The sequence below is a fragment of the Gemmata obscuriglobus genome, assembly GCF_008065095.1.
Taxonomy (GTDB): Bacteria; Planctomycetota; Planctomycetia; order Gemmatales; family Gemmataceae; genus Gemmata; species Gemmata obscuriglobus.
Window position 1 is genome coordinate 6271213 of the sequence record NZ_CP042911.1, and the last position, 22060, is coordinate 6293272.

General features: G+C 68.5%; 16 protein-coding genes. 15 read left to right on the plus strand and 1 reads right to left on the minus strand.

What is annotated here, in order from left to right:
- The first annotated feature begins 629 nt into the window (after nucleotides 1–629).
- The 14 genes from GobsT_RS26270 to GobsT_RS26335 all read left to right on the plus strand — a co-directional run bounded on the left by GobsT_RS26270 (nucleotide 630) and on the right by GobsT_RS26335 (nucleotide 15820).
- Nucleotides 630–1607: a phosphotransferase enzyme family protein gene (locus tag GobsT_RS26270; protein ID WP_157506907.1), complete on the plus strand. Its 978-nt coding sequence runs from the start codon at nucleotides 630–632 to the stop codon at nucleotides 1605–1607.
- Nucleotides 1608–1942: 335 nt separating this feature from the next.
- Nucleotides 1943–2140, plus strand: coding sequence for a Flp family type IVb pilin (locus tag GobsT_RS26275; protein ID WP_010045853.1), 198 nt, complete (start codon nucleotides 1943–1945; stop codon nucleotides 2138–2140).
- A 97-nt stretch (nucleotides 2141–2237) separates the two neighbouring features.
- Nucleotides 2238–2438, plus strand: a complete 201-nt coding sequence (locus tag GobsT_RS26280; protein ID WP_010041086.1) for a Flp family type IVb pilin — start codon at nucleotides 2238–2240, stop codon at nucleotides 2436–2438.
- Nucleotides 2439–2573: 135 nt separating this feature from the next.
- The gene (locus GobsT_RS26285) at nucleotides 2574–3362 is read left to right on the plus strand and encodes an A24 family peptidase (RefSeq protein WP_010045851.1); all 789 of its coding nucleotides are present in this window, start codon (nucleotides 2574–2576) and stop codon (nucleotides 3360–3362) included.
- Nucleotides 3363–3855: 493 nt separating this feature from the next.
- Nucleotides 3856–5184 carry a Flp pilus assembly protein CpaB gene (cpaB, locus tag GobsT_RS26290; protein ID WP_010045848.1) on the plus strand — a complete coding sequence of 443 codons (1329 nt, stop codon included), beginning with the start codon at nucleotides 3856–3858 and terminating at the stop codon, nucleotides 5182–5184.
- 213 nt (nucleotides 5185–5397) lie between these two features.
- Nucleotides 5398–7131 carry a type II and III secretion system protein family protein gene (locus tag GobsT_RS26295; RefSeq protein WP_010045842.1) on the plus strand — a complete coding sequence of 578 codons (1734 nt, stop codon included), beginning with the start codon at nucleotides 5398–5400 and terminating at the stop codon, nucleotides 7129–7131.
- Between the two features lie 232 nt (nucleotides 7132–7363).
- Complete coding sequence (locus GobsT_RS26300) at nucleotides 7364–8584, plus strand: CpaE/TadZ family protein (RefSeq protein ID WP_010045197.1); 1221 nt, start codon at nucleotides 7364–7366, stop codon at nucleotides 8582–8584.
- A 230-nt stretch (nucleotides 8585–8814) separates the two neighbouring features.
- On the plus strand, nucleotides 8815–10113 hold the full coding sequence (locus tag GobsT_RS26305) for a TadA family conjugal transfer-associated ATPase (RefSeq protein ID WP_029601120.1): 1299 nt from the start codon (nucleotides 8815–8817) through the stop codon (nucleotides 10111–10113).
- Between the two features lie 177 nt (nucleotides 10114–10290).
- Nucleotides 10291–11250: a type II secretion system F family protein gene (locus GobsT_RS26310; RefSeq protein ID WP_010045192.1), complete on the plus strand. Its 960-nt coding sequence runs from the start codon at nucleotides 10291–10293 to the stop codon at nucleotides 11248–11250.
- A gap of 89 nt (nucleotides 11251–11339) precedes the next feature.
- Entirely contained in the window at nucleotides 11340–12299 is a 960-nt protein-coding gene (locus tag GobsT_RS26315) for a type II secretion system F family protein (protein WP_010045190.1), read from the plus strand.
- A 132-nt stretch (nucleotides 12300–12431) separates the two neighbouring features.
- Entirely contained in the window at nucleotides 12432–13097 is a 666-nt protein-coding gene (locus GobsT_RS26320; RefSeq protein WP_010045189.1) for an OmpA family protein, read from the plus strand.
- A gap of 113 nt (nucleotides 13098–13210) precedes the next feature.
- Nucleotides 13211–13438 (plus strand): hypothetical protein, encoded by a 228-nt coding sequence (locus GobsT_RS26325; protein ID WP_010045188.1) that lies wholly within the window; start codon nucleotides 13211–13213, stop codon nucleotides 13436–13438.
- A gap of 122 nt (nucleotides 13439–13560) precedes the next feature.
- Nucleotides 13561–14910, plus strand: a complete 1350-nt coding sequence (locus tag GobsT_RS26330) for a P-loop NTPase and SpoVK domain-containing protein (RefSeq protein ID WP_010045187.1) — start codon at nucleotides 13561–13563, stop codon at nucleotides 14908–14910.
- A 43-nt stretch (nucleotides 14911–14953) separates the two neighbouring features.
- Nucleotides 14954–15820: a tetratricopeptide repeat protein gene (locus GobsT_RS26335; protein ID WP_010045184.1), complete on the plus strand. Its 867-nt coding sequence runs from the start codon at nucleotides 14954–14956 to the stop codon at nucleotides 15818–15820.
- A 47-nt stretch (nucleotides 15821–15867) separates the two neighbouring features.
- Here GobsT_RS26335 and GobsT_RS26340 read toward each other — a convergent pair whose 3' ends face one another.
- Nucleotides 15868–19485, minus strand: coding sequence for an outer membrane protein assembly factor BamB family protein (locus tag GobsT_RS26340; RefSeq protein WP_010045182.1), 3618 nt, complete (start codon nucleotides 19483–19485; stop codon nucleotides 15868–15870).
- 487 nt (nucleotides 19486–19972) lie between these two features.
- On the opposite strand from GobsT_RS26340, the gene GobsT_RS26345 reads away from it, so the two are divergent.
- Nucleotides 19973–22057 (plus strand): transglutaminase domain-containing protein, encoded by a 2085-nt coding sequence (locus tag GobsT_RS26345; protein WP_010045179.1) that lies wholly within the window; start codon nucleotides 19973–19975, stop codon nucleotides 22055–22057.
- Nucleotides 22058–22060: the final 3 nt, after the last annotated feature.

A 22060-nucleotide genomic window follows, 5' to 3' on the forward strand; every position in this document is an offset into this window, starting at 1 on the left:
TACAGTCTTGGAGCGATTGGTGAAGCGTCTCGCTCCCGAATTCTGCACCCGAGCGGCAGTCCATTCAGATCGCGCCACTGATGCAGCGTCAAGTTTTAATTTGGGGTCGAGCGAGTGAGCGAGTTCAGTTCGGCCCTCGCGTCTTCGAGGCGGAATTGCCACTCGACACCGCGTTGCTGGCCGTTGACATACTCGTGCCACGCGACCGCCTCCTTGCGCAACTTTTCGATCCTTGAAACTGCCGGCATCCCAATGACCTGAGCCTCTTGCCGTCGAGCACCTCGGGCCGTGACGCGTGGTCACGGGGTCGGCCGTGGGGGACTACTTCGAACCTCGACGTGACGAACCGTCCGCGGACGTTTTCGACAGTTCCGGCCCGGCACCCCACGGCCTCGGCGATCTTCGCGTCTGTCCCTGGGCCGCCTGCGTCGGCCTTCGGCAGGACGTGCGCGCGACGCACCATCGGCGACCAGCCATTGAGCTTCTTGACCACGTCCGCCACCGTCGCCCGCTCATTAGCGGTGGGCCGAACGATATACTTCTTTTGCGTGACGGAGCCCGGGGGCACAGCGTCCCACAAGCCGGGCTCAGTAACATCCTAATTCCTGGACTTGACACCGCACTCGTCTGTGAACGCCTCATTCACTCCGCCGCCGTCCAGCCCCATCGCTCGCTTCGGCCCCGCGACCGCAGGATTGGTGTGGCAGCCCGCGCCGGCCGGGTTCAGCGGGGCGGTCGTCTGGCGCGGTGATGATTCATCAGGTGTGCCGCAAGTGGCCCTGAAGGGGTGGCCGCTCAACACCACACTCGAACGCGTTCAAGAGGTTCATTCTTGGCTGGCGCAGGCGTCCGCGCTCCCATTCGTACCGACCGTGCTCCGAAGTGCGTCCGGGGGCACGGTGGTTTCCGCGGACGGGCGCGTCTGGGACGCGTGCCGGTGGCTCCCGGGAGCACCAGCCGCTTCACCGACCGGGGCGGAGGTGCGGGCGGCGTGCGAAGCGGCCGCTCGACTGCACCTCGCGTGGCCGGCCGGCCCGGTGAAGCGCCCGTGTCCCGCGGTCGACGCGCGGCTCCGATTGTTGGTCGATCACCAAGCACTCTATGCGGTCGGTACGATCCTTCCGGCCCGCGCGCCGCAACTCGATGCGATCTTGGCTTGTGCCGCCACGGAAGTCGGTCGGCGTGCCGGTGCGGCGGTTGAAGCGCTGCGGCCATGGGCCGCGTGGCCGGTCGGGGCGGGGCCGTGCGTGCGTGACCTCCGGCGCGAACACGTGCTTTTCCAGGGGCCGGTCGTGACCGGCATCATCGATTATGGCGCGATGGCGGTCGACACCCCCGCCGGCGACCTCGCCCGGCTCCTCGGTGACTTCGCCGAAGCCGATCCCGCGCTCTTTGAGGACGGCCTGAACGCGTACCGACGCGCCGGCGGACCGCTCGACGTGCCCGACGAGTTCGTTCGGCTGCTCGCGACCACGGGCACGCTGTGCTCGTTGCTCGGGTGGCTGTTCCGGCTCTTCGTGCGCGCGGAACCGATCGCCGACCCCGTCACACTGGCCCGCCGCCTCACGCAGTTGATCGATCGAGTATCACACCTGGTCCATTTCTAGAGCGTCTCCGTCCGGGCCGGTCTCAGCGCGGCTGCGGGGGCCACCGGCCGGGGTGCGCGGGGCCGCGCTCCCGGAATATCCGACACAGTCGGAATAACAGTCAAAGTCGCTGAAAATGACGGCTGCGCGGATTTGACACCCCCGGCGCGCGCTCTACGGTTCGGGTGTGAACGGGTCGTCTGGCAACGCCGGTTCGGTTTCGAGACGACGGCCCGGTAATTTTCGGTCGCCGGTCCGTCGCAGCGGCGCCGGGACACGAAAAGTTGACCGGTAGCGACGCCCGCGTGACCGAGTTCCGGCGACCGGCCGGCTCGCGAAGCACACGGAGAGATGTCATGCTCGGCCGGTTCACACGGCGGGTCGTCGAGTTTCTGAAAGGGGAAGACGGTCCGACCGCCGTCGAGTACGCCGTCATGCTGGCGCTGATCATCGTCGTGCTCGTCGCGGCGATCAGCAACATCGGCGGTACGACGAGTGCGATGTACAACGATTTGAGCCTTCAAGGGGTGAAACCCGGCGGCTCGGGGTCCTGACCTGGTGGGTGGGTTTCGGTTCGTGGCGCCGTGCGGGGCGGGGAACCCGGTGCGGCGTCGGTTCGGTGGTTACCAACTTTTTACGGGAGATCGGATCATGCGCAGTCTGACCAAGAGCCTGGTGAACTTCCTGAAGGCCGAAGACGGGCCGACCGCCGTGGAGTACGCGGTGATGCTGGCCCTGATCGTGGTGGTGTGCATCGCCGCCATCACCACCCTGGGCTCCAACGCGAACAGCACGTTCAGCTTCGTCGGCTCGTCCATCAAGCCGCCGACCGGTGGCGCCGCCGCCAGCTAAGTGGCCTGCGGGACCACCGCGCAGGCGCGACACGGGCCGGGACGCTACGGCGGCCCCGGCCCGTGCCGCGCGCCGAACACACCGGTGCGAGCGCCCCCTGCCCGTAACCCCAACCCCGTGACAAGAGAACCTGTAATGAGTAACGCCGCACCCGTCCTGCCGACTCCGGTAACCGCCGCGGACGACTCGCTCGGGATCGACCGCGCGTTCGTCCTCCAGATGGCCAAGATGCCGCTCCTCGCGCTCGCGTGGCTGGCCGCCGCGGTCGCGGCCCACTTCCTCTGGGCCGCGGTCTGGCCCGAGGGGCTCAACGGCGGCCCGCTGGTGGTCATCTGCGTGGGCATGGTCCTGGCCGCGGTCATCGACGGGTGGGCGCTGAAGGTGCCCAACTGGCTCACGATGCCGCTGGTCCTGAGCGGCTGGATGCTGGGCGGGCTGCACGACCTCGGGGTCCCGGTGGACGCCGGAACCGGCGGGCTCGCGCTCGCGGTGCTGGGCACCGTGTTCGGGTTCGCGCTGCTGCTGCCGATGCTGGCGATTGGCGGGGTGGGCGCGGGCGACGTGAAGATGCAAATGGGGTTCGGGGCGTGGGTCGGGGCGTTCTTCGGAACCGGGGGGACGACCGCCGTGACGGGCACCCCGCTGCACGGCATGAGCGTTGTGTTCGGCGCGTTCTGCTTCGGTGCGGTCGTGGGCGGCGCGTTCGGGCTTATCATCATCCTCATCCGCCGCCAGTTCAAACAGAACGCCGGCATCGTGCGGGAGATCATGAGCGACCTCCACATGTTCGGTACCGGCCAGGTGAGCGCCGCCAGCAAGCGGGCGCACGACCGCCGCAGCCGCTGGACCAAACTGCCCTACGGGATCCCGCTGTGCGTCGGGTTCCTGCTTTACCTCGGCTACAAGCTGTTGCTTGTGGGGTGACGGCCTGTTGAACCGGGACGCGGCGCCTCATCCGCGTTCCGAACCGCCGGGCCGCATTACGGCGCGGCAGCACTCCACGTTCGCAATTCGGGGCCGGTCTCAAACTGTTACGCGTAATCGGAAGAATCGCTCGTTTCACTCCCGCGGTGCGAGTTGCGGTGATCTATAGAACTGGCAAGCTGCGAGTTTTTGGCGCAGACCAGAAACTCCGAAATATTGAAGGAACCCGACCCGCCCGGTCGATCCAGAGGGCGGGGAGAATGGCGTCACAACACATCAGTTCGGCAAACTCGGTAGGATTCGACGAATCGGCGCTCCCGCTTCGAGCGCCCGGATCTCGACCACCGGATCGGACCGATGGCGCCTCGGGTCTCGACCAGCAGCGGGCTTCGCGTGCCCTCCCGGGTGGGATCGGCGGCGCGCGCCGCCGAAGCGCCCGATCGGGCGCGGCCGCAGGGCCGTTGAACCAACAATCCCCGAGGTTTTTGCACCCATGAAGCAGAAGAACGTGATTCTGATGGTGGTGGCGGTCGGGTGCGGCCTGGTGGCCGCGTTCCTGACCGCACAGATGAGCGCCAAGCCCATCGAACAGATGGAGGTCGTGGTCGCGGCCAAGGACCTGCCGGTCGGCACCATGCTCGGGAAGGAAGACCTGAAGGCCGCGGTCAAGATCGTCAAGCGGCCGAAAGAGGGGCTGCCGCCGACGGTGGTGCTGAACCCGGAGGAGCTGGTGGACAAGCGCCTCTCGCGCCCGATCCGGGCCGAAGAGGTGATCAACTCGCAGGACCTCAGTAAGGGCGGGGTGATTACGCTGCCCGAGGGGTACCACATGGTGTCGCTCCAGTTGGGGGCGGGCCAGGCCGCGGCCGGGTTCGTCGGGCCGGGGAGCCGGGTGAACGTCCACGCCACCATGCGGCTGGGGAACAAGATCGAGGCGTTCCCGCTGCTGGTCGACATGCTCGTGGTCGCGGTCGGGACCGAGACGGCGTACAGCAAGGAGGGGACGTTCCCGAACCTGAACATGGTGTCGTTCGCGGTGCAGGAAAAGCAGGCCCTGCTGCTGTCGCTGGCCAAGAGCCGCGGTTGCAACATCGAGCTGATGCTCCGGCACCCGGGAGAGTCGATCGAGAGCGACAAGGCTTTCAATATTGACGAGGTGATCAAGAAGCTGTCCGACGAAAAGAACCCGGCCCAGGTGACCGGCGCGGGCGAGAGCACGCCTAAGGGCAAGTCCGGCGAGCCGGCCGAGCCGGCCCCGAAGGCCGAACCGCCCGCGAAGGAGACGCCGCCGGCGCCGCAGCAGAAGCCGGAACCGCCCCCGATCCCGATGGTCAAAGTGCTGGTGGCCAAGAGCGACATCAAGCCGAACACCGAGATCACCGCGGACCTGATCCGCGAGGAGTTCGAGGAGGCGACCCTGCCCAAGCAGTTCGCCGGCGGGGCGCTGGGCGACCTGAACGAGGCGCTGGGCCAGTTCCTCCGCACCGGCGTGGCCAAGGGCCAGTGGGTGACGCCGGGCATGGTCGGCATCCAGAGCCCGAAGTCGTCGCCGCCGCCCGCGGAGCCGAAGCCGGCCATCGAGCCGCCGAAGCCGGCCGAGCCGCCGAAGCCGGCCGAACAGCCGAAGCCCGCGGCCCCGGTGGCCAAGCGCAAGACGCTCGACGTGACGCTCCACACGGCCAACGGCACCGTCGTTCACCGGTACGAGGAATTGGCGTCGGGCAAATGGAAGAAGGTCGCCGAACTGACCCCCGAGCGGGCCAACCAGGGTGAAGCCTCAGAGGCGCCCGAGCCCCCGAAGGGCGACCGCAAGGTCGACTGACGAAGCACCCGTTCCCCGGCTGTGGTGGCGAGACCGCATCCGGGGGACACAACCCGACGGCCGCGCACCGGTCAGGAAGACCTGTGAGGCCGGCGGGCGCCCAGGCGGGGCGGAGCCGCCACGAGATTGGAACCCGGTCGGGGCCGCACCCGCACCGGCAACAGTGCAGCGAGGGCGGAGCGATCCGCACTCACTACGAGGAGAGGTGACAGGATGCACCGTAACCGTACCAGCCGGCGATTCTTGCCGTGGGCGCTCGTTGTTACACTCGGCTTGGCGGCCGTAACGACGGGCGCCGGCCAGCCGCCCGATCCCAAGGGCGCCGCTCCGGCAGACCTTGACAAGAGCGGCGCCGTGGTGGTGCCGCTCGGCGGGCTCCGGTCCTTCGACCCGAAGCTCAAAGGCGGCGTCCCGCCGACCGACATTCTGAACAGCCGCGAGGACGTGCTGGGCGCGCGCCCGGACCCGAACGACCCGACCAAACTGCTGCTGACCGGTAAAACGGCCGGCCTGAGCCAGCTGACCATCGTCCAGAAGGACGCGCCGCCGCTCAAGTTCGACGTGGTGGTGAAGCCCGACCTGGCCCAGCTCCGCAAGCTGATCCGCGACACGGTGCCCACCGCCAGCGTGACCGTCGAGCCGGGCCTCGGGAACGTGATCGTGCTAAGCGGGTACGTGACCAGCCCCAGCGACGCGGACATCGTCCAGCGGCTCGCGAACAGCGCCGTGGGCGGGGCCAACGCGAACGTGATCAACGCCGTCCAGATCGGCGGCGTGCAGCAGGTGCAGATCGACGTCGTGGTGGCGTCGGTGGACCGCAACCAGCTCCGCAGCCGCGGGTTCGACTTCGCCCTGCCGGGCCGCGGGAGCTTCTCGTTCAGCAGCCTGGTGAGCGGGCTCCTCGGCGTGCAGTCGGCCGGCGGCGTCACCACCGCGACCTTCAGCCCCGACTCCAACTTCCAGTTCGCGGTGGTGCCCAACCGGTTCTTCGGGGCGCTGCGGGCGCTCCGCACCGAGGGCGTGGCGAAGTTCCTCGCGGAGCCGCGGGTCGTCACCCAGACCGGGCGCCCGGCGTTCTTCCGGGCCGGCGGCCAGCAGGCGATCATCAGCGGGTCGTCCGGGATCACCGGCCCCGGCGTGACCCTGCAGCCGTTCGGGACCGAACTCACGGTGGTGCCGATCGTGTACGGCAACGGGATGATCTGGTTGGACATCAACCCGCGGATCACCGCGGTGAGCCAGGGGCTCGGGATCACCGTCGGCGGGTCCAGCAGCCCGGGCTTCACGGAGCAGAGCGTGCAGTCCACGGTGCTGCTGGAGTCGGGCCAGACGTTCGCCATCGGCGGGCTGATCCAGAACAGCGTGAACGCGTCCGCCTCGAAGGTGCCGGTGCTCGGCGACCTGCCATTCGCGGGCACCTACTTCAGCCGCGTGGAGCACACGGTCCGCGAGAGCGAGCTGGTGATCCTGGTGACCCCGCGGCTGGTCCACCCGATGGACCAGTGCCAGGGGCCGAAGCGGCTGCCGGGCCAGGAGACCCGCAGCCCGGACGACTACGAGCTGTTCCTGGAAAACGTGCTCGAAGTGCCCCGCGGGCAGCGCAAGGTGTGGAACGGCAAGTGCTACAACGCCCCGTACAAGGCCGACCCGACCGCGAGCAAGTACCCGTGCATCGGCGGGGCCTGTGCCGGCCCCCTGCCCGGGACGGCCGGTGCCCTGATCGCCCCGCAGTACGGCTCGCACTCGCTCCCCATGACGGGACCGGGCCAACCGGCGGTCGCCCCGACGGCCCCGGTTCGGACGGGCGGCGCACCGGCGGCCCCCGCGCCCGAGACCCCGGCCCCTGTTCCGATGACGCTGCCCCCGGTGGCCGGGGCGACGCCGGCCGAGCCGGCCCCGGTGCAACTGCCGCCGCTGCCCCCGGTCGGCGGCTCCCCGGTGCCCTAAAGTCCTGAGCAGAAGAGGTCTGTCAGGTGCCGAAACGGGCCGGGGGTGAGCGGCGGCGAGCTTCTGTCGCCGCTCACCCCGGCCGTTCGGAACGCAACACACCCGCGGCCGCGTCGAAAGCTAGCGCGGGGCCAAATGGTGTGCTAGCCTTCCCCTGACACCGGCTCGGCGCCGGGGCCAGGGGTGACGGACAGGAACGGTCCCCCGCGACACAACACACCCGGTGCCGGCCATGCAACGCGTCGCGATCGTCGACCCCACGGAATCCACCCGCGAGTCGCTCCGCACCCTGCTGCTGGGCGTGGATTTCGTGTGGCTCGAGGCCGAGTGCGCCCGCTACGAGTACTTCTTTGAGGTGATCCAGGCCTCGACACCGGACCTCGTGATCGTCACGCTCGACGCCGACAAGAACAAAGCCCTGCAGATGATCGGGCAGCTCTCCGTCGAGCACCCGAAGCTCCCCATCCTGACCATCAGCCACGACCACCAGGCCCTGCTCCAGTCCCTCCAGAAGGGCGCGAAGTACTTTCTGACGCACCCGGTCGGGCTCGAGGACATGCTGGCCGCGCTGCGCCGGGCGCTGGGCGAGGCGGGCGGCGAAGCGCCGTCGGCCGGGGGGACCGCCTCGGCCCGCCAGACCGGCGCGTCGTCGATGATCGCGGTGCTCGGCTCCCGCGGCGGGGTCGGCACCACCACCCTGGCGGTCAACATGGCCGCCACCCTCGCCTCGGACCCGACCAACGCGGCGGCGCTCATCGACCTCGACCTCGCGCTGGGCGACGCCGACATCGCGCTGGAGGTGAACGGGTTCGAGAACATCAGCATCTCGGACCTGGCCCGGAACATCGAGCGGCTGGACATGAACTTCCTCAAGCGGGCGATGGCCAAGCACGAGCCCACCGGGCTCGCGATCCTGCGCCACCCGCTGGAGATCGCCGAGGTGGGGCTGATCCACGAGCAGCACGTGGAGCGGGTGCTGAACCTGCTGAAGATCAGCTACACGCACCTGGTCCTCGACCTCAGCAAGTGCCTGCTGCCGACCGACCTGATGGCGCTGCGCATGGCGGACATGATCATCCTCGTGGCCCAGCTCGAGCTGAGCAGCCTGCGGAACGTGGTCCGGCTGATCCACTGCCTCGGCGGCGAGGAGAACCTGGCCGACAAGATCCGCGTGGTGATCAACCGGCAGGGGGCCGACTCGGTCGAGGAGGGGATCAGCCTGAAGAAGGCCGAGGAGGTGATCGGCAAGCCGATCTTCTGGCAGGTGCCCAACGACACGAAGGCGGTCATCGGCGCCCGCGTGGCCGGGCACCCGCTGGTGAAGCACGCGCCCAAGAGCCGGGTGCAGCAGAGCATCTACGGGCTCACACAGGCCCTGTACGGCAAGCCCGTCGGCGGCGGCACCGACGCGAAGGGCAGCAAGGGCGGCTGGGGCTTCTTCGGGAAGCGCTAGGTTCGTGTTTGACGCTCGGCGTTTGGTGTTCAGCGTTTTTGGACCGCGGGGGCGAACCGGGGCCGGCGCGAGCCACCAACCACTAAACACACAACGCCAAAGACTGAACACGGAACACCAAACACCAACGACGACGCACCATGAGCCGACTCCAACAGGGCATTTCGAAGCTCAACAGCCTGAACGCCGGCGGCGGCCCGAGCGGCATCTCGCGGCTGTCCAGCCCGAGCATGGCCGGCCCGGGGGGCGGGGGCAAGAACTTCGACGAGCTGAAGCGCCAGATCCACTCCAAGCTGGTCGAGCGGCTCGACTTCACCCGCGTCAAGGACCTGTCCTCGGACGCGATGCGGCGCGACATCCGCCGCGTCATCGAGCACCTGTGCGACACCGAGAACCCGCTGCTCAACCGCATCGAGCGGGAGAAGCTGATCGAGGAGGTGCTCGACGAGACCCTCGGGTTCGGGCCGCTGGAGGTGCTGCTCAAGGACCCGACGATCTCGGACATCCTGGTGAACGGCCCGCACAAGTGCTACGTGGAGCGGCGCGGCAAGCTCGAGAAGACGGACGTCAAGTTCCGCGACAACGACCACCTGATGCAGATCATCGACCGCATCGTGTCGAAGATCGGCCGGCGGGTGGACGAGACCAGCCCCATGGTGGACGCGCGGCTCCCGGACGGGTCGCGCGTCAACGCCGTGATCCCGCCCATCGCCCTGGACGGCCCGAGCCTCTCGATCCGCCGGTTCGGGGCGAACCCGCTGAAGCTCGAGGACCTGCTGAACTACAAGGCGTTCACGCCCGAGATGGCGATGCTGATGGAGGCGTGCATCAAGGCCCGCCTCAACGTGCTGATCTCCGGGGGCACCGGGTGCGGTAAGACCACCCTGCTGAACACGCTGTCGAGCTTCATCCCGGGCGACGAGCGGGTGGTCACCATCGAGGACGCGGCCGAGCTCCAGCTCCAGCAGGACCACGTGGTGCGGCTCGAGACGCGGCCGCCCAACATCGAAGGCAAGGGGGCGGTGAGCACCCGCGACTGCGTGCGGAACGCGCTGCGCATGCGGCCCGAGCGGATCATCATCGGCGAGGTCCGCGGGTCCGAGGCGCTGGACATGCTCCAGGCCATGAACACCGGCCACGGCGGGTCGCTGGCGACGCTCCACGCGAACACCCCGCGCGAGGCGCTCACCCGCCTCGAGACGATGATCATGATGGGCGGGTTCGAGCTGCCGGTGAAGGCGATGCGGCAGCAGATCAGCTCCGCCATCGACCTCATCATCCAGGCCAACCGGCTCCAGGGCGGGCCCCGCAAGATCACCCACATCACGGAGGTGATGAACATGGAGCAGGACATCATCATCATGCAGGAAGTGTTCCGGTACAAGCAGCTCGGGATCGACCAGAACGGCCGCGCGTACGGCCAGTTCGAGGCCACCGGGGTGCGGCCGACGTTCATCAACCGGCTCGAGTCGAAGGGCGTGAAGCTGCCGAGCAACATGTTCGCCGAGCGCATCCTGATGCGCGACTGACCGGACCGGACGCGGACCCCACCGGATTCGGAACGCGGAGTTCGGGATCCGGAGCGACCGACAGGCAGCAAACACGAGACGACGGCCGGAAGACAGGTCGGGGCGGGTGCGGCGGGAGACACGTGTCTCCGTTCCGCATTCCGCGCTCCGCGTTCCGAACTCCCAAGGTTGACCCCGATGAGCACGCTCCTCCTTCCGGTCCTGATCGGCGGCCTGGTGATCGCGATGGTCGCCCTGCTGTACCTCGCGCTGCGCGCCAACCCGGACGGGGCCGCGGCCGACCGCCTCGACCAGCTGGTCGGCCGCAGCTCGCGGAAGGACTCGTCCGCCGACATGCTGCTCAAGCAGGCGCTGCAGGAGGTGGACAAGAAGACGCTGATGGACAAGCTGATGCCGGAGTTCTTCAACCTCACGAAGACCTTCGAGCAGGCCGACTGCAACATCAAGCCCAGCGCCCTGTTCGGCATCTCGCTGGGGCTGAGCGTGCTCGGCGCGGCGATGAGCATCTGGCTGGTGAACCTGTACGTGCTCCCGATCGGGGCGCTGACGTGCTTCGCGCTGCCGTGGGTCTGGCTGCACATGAAGCGGTCGTCGCGGCTCAAGGCGTTCGCGGCCCAGCTCCCCGACGCGATGGAGCTGGTGGCCCGGGCGCTCCGCGCGGGCCACTCGCTGGCCGCGGGGATGCACGTGGTGGCGGAGGAGATGCCGGCCCCCATTTGTAAGGAGTTCGGCCGGGTGTACGAGGAGCAGAACCTCGGCATCCCGCTGGAGGAGGCGCTCAAGGGCATGTGCGACCGGGTGCCGAACCTGGACCTGAAGTTCTTCGTCACCTCGGTGGCGATCCAGCGCCAGACCGGCGGCGACCTGGCCGAGATCCTCGACCGGATCGGGCACATCATCCGCGAGCGGTTCAAGATCCTCGGGCAGGTGAAGGCGCTGACCGCCGAGGGCCGGCTCTCGGGCGTGGTGCTGATCGCCCTGCCGATCGGCCTGTTCGTCATGATGCTGTGGACGAAGCCGGACTACGTCGAGATGCTGTGGAAGGACGACCTCGGGATCAAGATGTCGATCGGGGCCATCGTGCTGATGCTCATCGGCTCCTACGCCATCAAGAAGATTGTGGACATTAAGGTTTAACTGTCGCCGCTCGGCGTTTCGTCCCGCGCCCCGCCCACGGAACCGCCGCACCGACAGCCGATACGCCAGACACGCACCCGGAGCCACCTGTGGAACTGCTCGCGCTGTTGTCCGCCGCCGAACTCGCACCGATCCTCGTGTTCGTCGCCATCATGGCGGGCACGTTCTGGCTGCTGTCGCTGATCTCCAGCCGCAACAGCCAGGCCGAGGAGCGGCTGGAGCGGATCGGCCGGCCCAAGTCGCTGGTCGAGATCGAGATGTCGCAGGGCGAGAGCGGGAACCGGTTCAAGGGGATCAAGGACGCGTTCTCCAACCTGGGCGGGGTGATGGAGCCGCGCACCGAACTGGAGAAGAACTCGATCCGCATCCAGCTCGCCAACGCCGGGTTCCGGAGCGAGAACGCGGCGGGCGTGTACCAGGGCATCCGCGTAGTTTGCCTGGTCGTGTTCCTCCTTCCCGCGCTTTTCTTCTTCTTGCTCAAAGACGGGTTCACCCTGAAGTCGATTGAATGGACGGTGGCCCTCGGCGGGATGGGGTTCTACCTCCCGCAAATGGGGCTGTACCACCTGCGCAGCACGCGGCAGAAGGAGATCTTCCTGACCCTGCCCGACGCGCTGGACCTGCTGGTGGTGTGCGTCGAGTCCGGCCTCGGCCTCGACGCCGCGCTGCGGAAGGTGACGGACGAGATGAAGGGCCACGCGAAGACCATCTGCGAGGAGTTCTCGCTGGCGAACCTCCAGCTCCAGATGGGCCGCCCGCGCCGCGAGGTGCTCCACGACCTGGGCGTGCGGACCGGGGTGGACGACGTGCGGTCGCTGGCCGCGATCCTGATCCAGGCGGACCGGTTCGGGTCCAGCATCGCCCAGGCGCTGCGGGTGCAGTCCGACTCGATGCGGGTGCGCCGGCGGCAGATCGCCGAGGAGAAGGCCGCCAAGACCGCGGTGCAACTGATCTTCCCGCTGGTGCTGTTCATCTTCCCGTCGATCTTCGTGGTCCTGGTCGGCCCCGCAGCCATCCAGATTCACAAGAACCTGCTGAAGCCGGGCTAGCGGCTGCCAGGGGTGGGACGGCCGCGGGGGGCGGGGCCGCGGCTCAACGGGGCGGAACTGACGGACGCCATTGTGACAGAGTGAAGGTACTCGGGCAGGACGCCCGATTTCGTTCTCAAGGAGGAGAGTGCGATGACCAAGTCGATGCGTGCGGCCGCCGCGGCCGCGATTCTGACCGCCGGGCTCGGGTCCGTCGGGTGCGTGGGCACCGGCTCCCACCGGGGCGGCGAGGCCACCCTCGGCGACCGGTACCGCAACTACGTGGACCCGTGTTACCCGGAGCGGTACAACCACGCCGCCCGGCAGGCGACGATTGCTCCGTTCGCGCAACAGGTGCACAACGGGCACGTGCTGAACCAGACCATTTTCACCTACAACTTCGAGCAGGGCACCGACAAGCTCACGCCGGCCGGCATGGCCAAACTGGACTCGATTGCCCGCACCCGTCCGGCGCCGGACCCGAAGCTGTACATCCAGGCCGCGACCGACGACATCCTGCTGACCGACGCGAACGCGGACAAGATCGTCGAGCTGCGGGCCGAGCTCGACGCCAAGCGCGCCGCGGCGGTTCAGAAGTACCTGGCGACGGTGCCCACGTACGTCCCGGTCCAGTACGAGATCGCGGTCCACAACCCGGCCACCCCGGGCGTCAACGCCGAGTTCGCGACCGGCGCCTACCGCACCTCGGCACAGAACTACTCCGGGGCCCGCGGTAGCGGCAGCGCCAACGGCGCCGCGATCGGCACCGGGGGCGGCGGCACCAGCCTGACCACGCCGCCCGCCGGCACCCCGCGGTAATTCGTAAATCGGACAATCAGATAACCCGCCCGGGGCCGGGCGCCAATCGTTGGCGCCCGGCCCCGATTTCGTGTCCTAAGCTTAACGCGCCCGCCACACCCGGGGTTCACACGATGTCCACCCGATCGATCCTGCCTTTCGCGCTGGCCGTCGGCCCGGCGCTGGCCGCCGCACTGCCGGTGACCGCGGCTGAACCCGGCGCGCTCGTCGCCGGGTACGGGACCGAGTTTTACGAGTACTGGACCGGGCTGCTGAAGCAGCAGAACGGCGTGGTGATGGCCGCGCTCGGCTTCGGCGCCGTGTGCCTGTTCATCATCACCCGCGGGAAGTGGCGGAAGTGAGAGTTGCGGAGTGCGGAGTTCGGAACCCGGAATAAACGGCGTTCCCAATTCCGCGCGCCCGATTCTGCGTTCTTCGTGCTTTCAATCCGCGTTCCGAATTCCGCACTCCGAATTGGTGCAATATGGGTCTGAGCCGCAGCGCGGTCGTCGCGGACTGGGACGGGAACCCGGCGCCCGAGGCGCCGGCGTCGCCCGAGTCGCTCAAGGAGTCGGGGCTGACGCAGGGCTTCATCTGCGACATGCTGCTCCGCACGGTTTACACCCGCGGGGTGATGCTCGGGCGCGACCTGGGGCAGTTCCTGTGCCTGCCCTTCAAAGTGATCCGCGAGCCGCTCCGGTTCTTGAAGGACGAGAAGCTGATCCAGGTGGACGGCGGCGACCTGGTGGGCGAGGTGAGCTACCGGTTCAGTCTGACGGATTTGGGGCGCGACCGCGCCCGGGCCGCGATGGAGCAGTGCGCGTACGTCGGGCCGGCGCCGGTGCCGCTCGAGGACTACGTCGAGCAGTGCTACCGGCAGACCGTAACCGGCCTCACGTGCTACCCCGAGGCGCTGAAAGCCCCCTTCGGCCACCTGGTGCTGAAGGAGGAGATGTTCAACAACATCGGCCCGGCCATCATCAGCGGCCGGAGCGTGTTCATTTACGGGCCGCCGGGCAACGGGAAGACCGCGATGGCCCGCGCCATCGGCGACTTCATGAACACCGCCGGCGGGTCCATTTACATCCCCTACGCGTTCGTCGCGGACAACAACATCATCACGGTGTTCGACCCGTCGCTGCACGTCATCGACGACACCGCGGCCGAGTACGGGGACGAGGCCGACGCGGCCGTCCGCCGGCTGCTCTCGACCGGCTCCGTGGACCAGCGGTGGGTGCGCATCCGGCGGCCCGTCATCGTCACCGGCGGCGAACTGAACCTGCCGATGCTCGACCTGAAGTACAGCGCCGAGTCGAAGTTCTACCAGGCGCCGATCCACTTCAAGGCGAACGGCGGGGTGTTCCTGATCGACGACTTCGGCCGCCAGCTCGTGAGCCCCAAGGACCTGCTGAACCGGTGGATCTTGCCGCTCGAAGACCGGCACGACTTCCTCACGGTCGCGAGCGGTAAGAAGTTCCAGGTGCCGTTCGAGCAGCTCATCATCTTCAGCACCAACCTGGACCCGAAGGCGCTGGTGGACGACGCCTTCCTGCGCCGCATCCGCCACAAAGTGGGCATCCAGGCCCCGCAGCGGGACGTGTACGAGAAGATCTTCGCGTCCAACTGTAAGCGACTGGGAATGAACTTCGACCTGGGTGCGGTGGATTACTTGTACGAGCGGTACTACACCAGGGGCCGCGTGCCGCGGGCGTCGGACTGTCGCGATTTGCTGGAAACGGTCCAGTCCATCTGCCGATACAGACGGCAACCCGTGCATCTTACGCGCGACCTGATGGTCGAAGCTTCGGCCAGTTTCATCGCCGAGTTCACGTGACCCGGTCGCGCGTCGGAGCGCGAACACATATTCGAGGTGGGCCATGGACGGCCGAGTTTGTTTCCGGTGGCTCGCGTTCGGGTGCGCCGTCGCTGCCGCGCTCGGGTGCAACCGCAACGCGGTGCAACCCTCACCGTTCGGGCAGATGCCGAACACGACCGGTACACCCGCCCCTACTGCGACGGCCAAATCGATGTGGGGCGGGGGGGCGAACGCGGCCACGCCGTCGGGACCGGTGGAGCTGACCCCGCCGCCGTCGACGGAACCCCCCAAGGCGGAAACGCTCGTGGCCCTCGCCGACGTGCGCATGGACGCCGCGTTCGATGAGAAGACCGCACCGGGGAGCCGGGAGCCGCTGCTCGACATGGCTCGCGAGGGGTACCAGAAGGCGCTCAAACAAGATCCGAAGAACCCGAGCGCCATGCTCGGGATCGCACGCTTCTACGCCAAGGTCGGGGAGAAGGAGAAGGCGCTCGAGGCGTACAAGAAGTACCTGACGGCGCACCCGAAAGACGTCAAGGTGGCGCACGAGGTGGCGATCGTGCACGCCCGCTGGAAGGATTGGCCCGGGGCGGTGGCGTGGTGCCAGTTCGCGCTCACCCACATCGACCCCGAGAACCGCGACGTGAAGAAGTTCCTCGGGTTCTGCCAAGCCCGGATCGGCAAGTGGGACGAGGCGCTCGCGACCCTGAGCCAGATCATGCCCGAGGCGCAGGCCCGTCACAACCTCGCCGGGCTGCTCGACCACATGGGGTATCCGGAGCACAGCAAGCAGCAACTTCAGCTCGCCATGCAGGCGGACCCGAATTACGCCCAGGCCCGTGATTTCTTCACCGAACTCACCCTGCCGCGCGGCGCGGCCGACCCCGAGCCGGTTCGGCAGGCGTCCGGCGAGCAGCCCGCGCCGTAGTCAGAACGCGTTCGGCCCGCCGCGCGCGGGCCGAACGCGTCACCCCGTTACTTCTTCAGTTCAATCAGCACCGCGGAGCCGTCCGACAGCGGGACCAATGCCGTCCCGCCGGCGACCCCGCTCGCGGCCGCGGGAACGGCTCCGGGTAGTCCCACGCTCTTGGTGTCGAGTGCCGCCCCGGTCGCGCCGTCGAGCAACAGTACGCGCCCGGCCAAATCGGTGACGACCCACCGGTTCGCGCCCGCCGGTTGCGGGGCTCCGACCGGCGTGCCGTTCGCGTCTTCGCTCAGCGGCACCGCCCAGAGCACCTCGTCGCGGTCTGGGTCGAGTGCCGCGACCGCTTTCCCGTCCACAACGTAAGCGACCACGGTTTTGTTGCCCTCCCCGGACTGAACCGCGAACGCGGAACTCAGCTTCCCGGTGGGGAGCCGCGCGCCGCCCGCCTTCCACCGCCGGAGCGGCGCGCCGGGCTTGTCGGGCGCGAACATCCACACGCTACCGCTCACGTCGCCGACGATCAGCCGTGGTGGCCCGTCGGCGTCGCCCGGCACCGCGGCGCCCGGCCCCGCGACCGCCTCACGGAGGACCCACTCGCCAAGCTCCTTGCGGGTCGTGTTGGCCCCCGGGAGCCACTCCCAACGGGTCAGCTTCTTGCCCCCGTCGGAGGTCACGAACGTCGTATCGGACAGCGGGGTGATGCCACCGGCTGCGGCCGCGGCGGGGCGGTCGCCGCGCCACTTCGGTCCCGCAACCAGCACGGCCGGCACGGTCACCCCGGCGCCCGGAATGAACCGGTGCACGAACCCGTCCGCCGTCGGGATGTGCAGCGCCCCGCCGACCACCGCGGGCTGACCGGCCAACTCGCCGGGCGCGCCGATTTCGTCCTCGCCCAGCAGTTTCCCGCCCGCGACCCGCCGGACCACGAACTTGGGGCCGTCCTTGGTTGTAACGGGGGTGACCGCGAACACCGTTTGTCCGTCCGCCGTGGCCGCCACCACGGTCGGCCCGCTGGCGCCCGCGGGTGCCGACGCGACCAACCACTCCGGTTTCGCGGCGAGCGACTGACTCGCGGCGACCTCGCCCCCCGCGGGCACGACCACGATGCCCCCGTCTTCGTCCACCAGCACGAACGCGTCGCCCTGACGCACGGGACCGGCACACCGTTCGGCCGACGACTGCTTGGCGGGCACCAGCCCGAGTTGCCGCTGCCACCGCACTTCGCCGGTGCGCAGGTCGAACGCCACCGCGCGGCACCCGGACGAGTTCGCCGACCGCACGACCACGCACGCCGCGTCCTTTCGCGCGCTGATTTGCGGGCCGTGAACCGGCTCGCCGACGCTGGCCCGCGTCCCGGCCAGTACGACGTCCTGGCCTTTGTTCGGCACGAGCACGAGCCGCGCCTGCTGCAAGTGCCCCCCGGCCAGCAGCCAGTACTCCGACTCCCCGACCGGGATCACCAGCCCGCGCACGGGCCGGTCGTCCGGCGGGTTCGGGAGGGCCGGCGCCGCCATCGGAAACAGGGGCTTGTCCAGGTTCCCGGCCTGGTTCACGCCGAACACGCGGAACTGGCCGGTGTCGGACGCGACGGCGAGGCGCTCGCCGTCGCACACCGGCGGGTACCACACCCACCCCGGGACCGGCACCTCGGCGGCCGGGGCCGCGGGCGTTTCCGGCACCGTCGCGCCGTCGGCCGGGGGCTCGACGGTGCCGACCGGGAATGCGCGCAGGTTGGTGACGGCGGGGCCGTGAGCCTGCGAAAGCACGAGCCACCGGTCGGCCGGTTCGGTGCCCTCGGGGCCGACGAACAGCGGGGGCACGCGCAGGGTGCCGGCGAGGTGCCCGGTGGCGATGACTTGTACGCACCGCGGGTTGATGCGGTTGCCGGCGTCGTCCTTGCCGCCCGCGTCGATGACGTACAGCCGTCGCGCCTCGGCCGCGATGTAAAGCAGGTTCGTTCCGGGGCGGAGGACGGCCCCGCTCTCCGCCAGGGGTTGCCCCAGGCGAAGGTGTCCGATCCGTTGCCCGGTCGTGAGGTCGAACTCGTACACCGTCCCCTCGGGGTCGCGGAGCGGCACGAACGCGCGCCCGCCCACGACCACCGCCGGCCCGGCGGCGGCCGGAAGGGGCTGGTACCAGAGCGGCGCGCCCGTTTTCAGAACGTGCCCCGACACCGCCGCGGACCCGCCCACGTTGGACGCAACGACGGCGACGTCGGTCGGCCCGCCGGCCAGCGTCACGCGGGTCACAACGGGCGGGTCGGTGATGTCGGCCCCGACCCGCGTCGCCCAGAGGAGGGTCCCGGTGTCCTCGTCGAGCGCGTACAAGATGCCGCGGGCCACGCACAGGAACACGGTCGAAGGCGCGGCACCCACGCCGGGTTCGTGCAGCTTGGTTTTGCCGACGGGGGTGACGAACAGCAGCGACGTGGCCGTGGTCGGCGGGACCGGCTCCGGGGGGGCCGGGTCGTCCGTGTAGCGGACCAGCTTGCGGAGGTTCCCCTTCGCGGTCGCGATGAGCGCCCGCACCTCGGGGTCGTCGATGAAGCCCGCGGCCCTGAGTTCGGCTTCCGCGCTCTGGATCAGTGCGTCGGTGGGGCTTTCGAGCTGCGCCTTGGCCCGCGCGAAGGCGGCCGAGCGGTCCCGCTCCCGCTTGACGCTTTTCTCCGCCTGGTCGAAGCGCCCCTTCAACTTGTCCAGGGGCTGGTCGTCGGGGCCGCGTAGCGGGTCGAGTGCCGCGACGAGCTCACGCCCCTTCGCGACGGCCGCGTCGGCGTGCGAAAGTTCTTCGGACTTGGCGCGGTCCGCTTGGTACGCGGTCACCCGGTCACCGGCGTACTCGGCGATGTCTTCGCAGAGCTTTTTGCCGGCTTCGAGCACGTCGCGCCCGTACTCCGTGGGCTTCATCAGGTCGGAACTTTTGTGCGATTCGAGGAACGCCGTCAACCGCTTCAGGGCCGGCTCGTAGTCCTGACGGTTGGTCACCGCGCGAACGGTCGTCTGCGTGGAGGACAGGTCGGCAAAGAACTTGTACTTGTTGATCCGGTTGCTGCGCGGATAATCCTGCGCGAGCTTTTCGTACAGCTTGCCGGCGGCGGCGTATTCGGCCTTCTGGTACTCCGTTTGGGCGCTGTCCGCGAGCTGATCTTCCTTCTTCCCCTCGGTCTGCAGGATGTAAACGATCGCGAACCCGAGCGCCGCGACGATGAAGATTCCCATACCCGCGAGGAGCAGCGGGGCGCGGTTGCTCTTCTTCTTCTTCCGGACAACGATCTCGTCGTCCGGTTCGTCTGCGGGTACGGGCTTAAGCGGCTTCTTGTCTTTCTTCGGGGGCGGCACGTCGGTCCCTTCGGACCACACGACCTCTTTCACCCTGGGCGGCTTGACGACCGCCGCCGTCACGATCGCGGCCTCGACGATGTCGGGCTCGGCCGGTTTGGGCGGCCTCTTCGGTGCGGGCTTGGGCTCCGGTTTCGGGACGGGCTTGGGCGGGGCTTTCGGCTCGGGCGGCGGTTCGGGTGCCGCCGCCGGCGGGGCGGTGGCGACCATCGGCCGCACCGTGAACACCTGGCGGCACTCCAGGTTCGGGCACCGCATCGACTTCCCGCTCATCTCCGACTGGAGGGTGAAGCGCGTTTCGCAGTGTGGGCACTGAGCAACGATCGACACAGTGTGCCTCGTGGGGCGGAGCAAGTGGGACGAGCGGCGATGGGCCTATTCTAAGTCCGAACCGCTCCCCGGGTGAACCGCCTTTTTCGCCCCGTAGCGGGTAACGGACGGCGCGGGGCGTCCTGTGCCGTATGGCTGAAGTAATCCGCGCGTGTCGGGCCGCGTTCAGTCCAGTCGTTTCAAGTTTGTTGGTTGTTTGTCGGCCCGGCGCGTGTAACCTCGGCGTGTTCGGCTCTCCCGCCCGATCGCCAAGACCGCGCGAACGGGAAACGACTGGACTCGGTACACGCTCCGGACCATTCGTGTACCGTTTGGCTTTGCGTGGAACTTGGAACCTGGAGCGTGAAACGACTGGATTTGGTAGGAGGCGCTGTGGGGCGGTGCGCACCCGCTGGTCTGCCGAACGTGTTTGTTCGGATCGGCGTTCCGTTTAGAATGGCCCCACCGCGAGAGTCGCCTACGCCACTTTTTTGAGGGAGAACCCGTCGTGCCGAGCCGTGTCGTCGTCGTTGCCGTCGTACTATTCGCCGCGAGCGCCCTGCGCGCCGCCGACCCCGCCCCGTGGTGGGACGCCGAGGTGGAGTCCGCGCTCACGGGCGCGAAGGACAACCGCAAGGAACTGGAGCAGGCGCTGCGCGCCGTCCCCCCCGAGCAGCGCAAGGGGATGGCGTTCCTCATCGCCAACATGCCGGACGCCGACCGCGCCGCGCTGAAGGCCGAGTTCCTGCTCACGAACGTGGACCTGGCGTACAAGGCCCGCAACGAAACGCGGTGGGGCAAGGACGTTCCCGAGGAGCTGTTCCTCAACGACGTGCTCCCCTACGCGAACGTGGACGAGAAGCGCGACGCGTGGCGCAAAGAGTTCTACGAGCTGTGCATGCCGATGGTGAAGGACTGCAAGACGCCCACCGAGGCGGTGCAGGCGCTCAACGCGGAACTGTTCAAAAAGCTGAAGCTCGGGTACTCGACGCAGCGGCGGGCGCCGAACCAGAGCCCGAAGGAGTCCATCGAGCAGGGGAAGGCGTCCTGCACGGGGCTGTCGATCGTGCTGAGCGACGCGTGCCGGTCCGTGGGCATCCCGGCCCGGCTGGTCGGCACGCCGCTGTGGGTGGACAAGCGCGGGAACCACACCTGGGTCGAGATCTGGGACCGGGGCTGGCACTTCACCGGCGCCTGCGAACCGGACCCGGCCGGGCTGGACCGCGGGTGGTTCGTCGGCGCCGCGGCGCAGGCCAAGAAAGATGAGCCCCAGCACGCGATTTACGCCGCGAGCTTCAAGAAGTCGTCGCAGCACTTCCCGCTGGTGTGGGCGCCGCGGAACCACGGCGTGCCGGGCGAGAACGTGACCGACCACTACGCGCGGAAGGCCGCGCCGGACGCGAAGGCCGAGACCGCCAAATCGGAATCGGCTCTGAAGGAGCTCCGGGCGGCGCTCGAAGCCAAGCCGGCGGCGCTCGCGGACCTCGCCAACAAGCCCTTCGCGAAAATCCCGCTGACGAAGGCCGACGCCGCGACCGCCCGCCAACTGCTGTGGGACGCGCACGCCGCGACCATCAAGACGGACCGCGCGGCCGAGATCAAGGACCGGGTCATCAAAGAAGACAAGCTCGAGATGCCGTTCTCGTACAAGACGTTCGGGGCCAAGCCGAAGGACGGGCGGAGCCTGTGGATCTCGATGCACGGCGGCGGCAACGCCCCGAAGCAGGTGAACGACGGCCAGTGGGAGAACCAGAAGAAGCTGTACACGGTGGAAGAGGGCATTTACCTCGCCCCGCGCGCGCCGACGAACACCTGGAACCTCTGGCACGAAGCGCACATCGACCGCATGTTCGCCCGGCTCATCGAGGACCTGATCGTGCTCGAGGACGTGAACCCGAACCGCGTGTACGTGCTGGGGTACTCGGCCGGCGGCGACGGGGTGTACCAGCTCGCCCCGCGGATGGCGGACCACTGGGCCGGCGCGGCGATGATGGCCGGGCACCCGAACGGCGTGCCGCTGCTGTCGCTGCGGAACGTGCCGTTCGCGCTCCAGGTGGGCGGAAACGACTCGGCGTACAACCGCAACAAGGTTGGCAAGGAGTACGGCGAACAGCTCGACAAGCTCCAGAAGGACGACCCGAAGGGGTACGAGCACTTCGTGAAGATCCACAAGGGCAAGCCCCACTGGATGGGACTCGAAGACAAGGTGGCGCTGCCGTGGATGGCGAAGTTCACCCGCAACCCGGTGCCCGAGAAGGTGGTGTGGAAGCAGACCGGGGCGCCGCACGATCGGTCGTACTGGCTCGCGGTCCCGAAGAGCGAGGCGAAGGGTGATTCGCTCGTGGTCGCGACCCGCGCCGGCCAGACGGTCGAGATCGCAACCGCGGAAAAGGTGTCGAAGCTCATCGTCCGGTTCGACGACCGGACCGCCGACCTCGACAAGCCCGTGGAGGTGAAGCAAGGGGGCAAGACACTGTTCGCCGGAATCGCGCCCCGCACGGTCGGCACGTTGGTGAAAACCCTCGCTGGCCGCGGCGACCCGGGGCTGGTGTTCGATGCCGAGGTGGAAGTGGAACTGCCTGAGAAGAAATGAAGT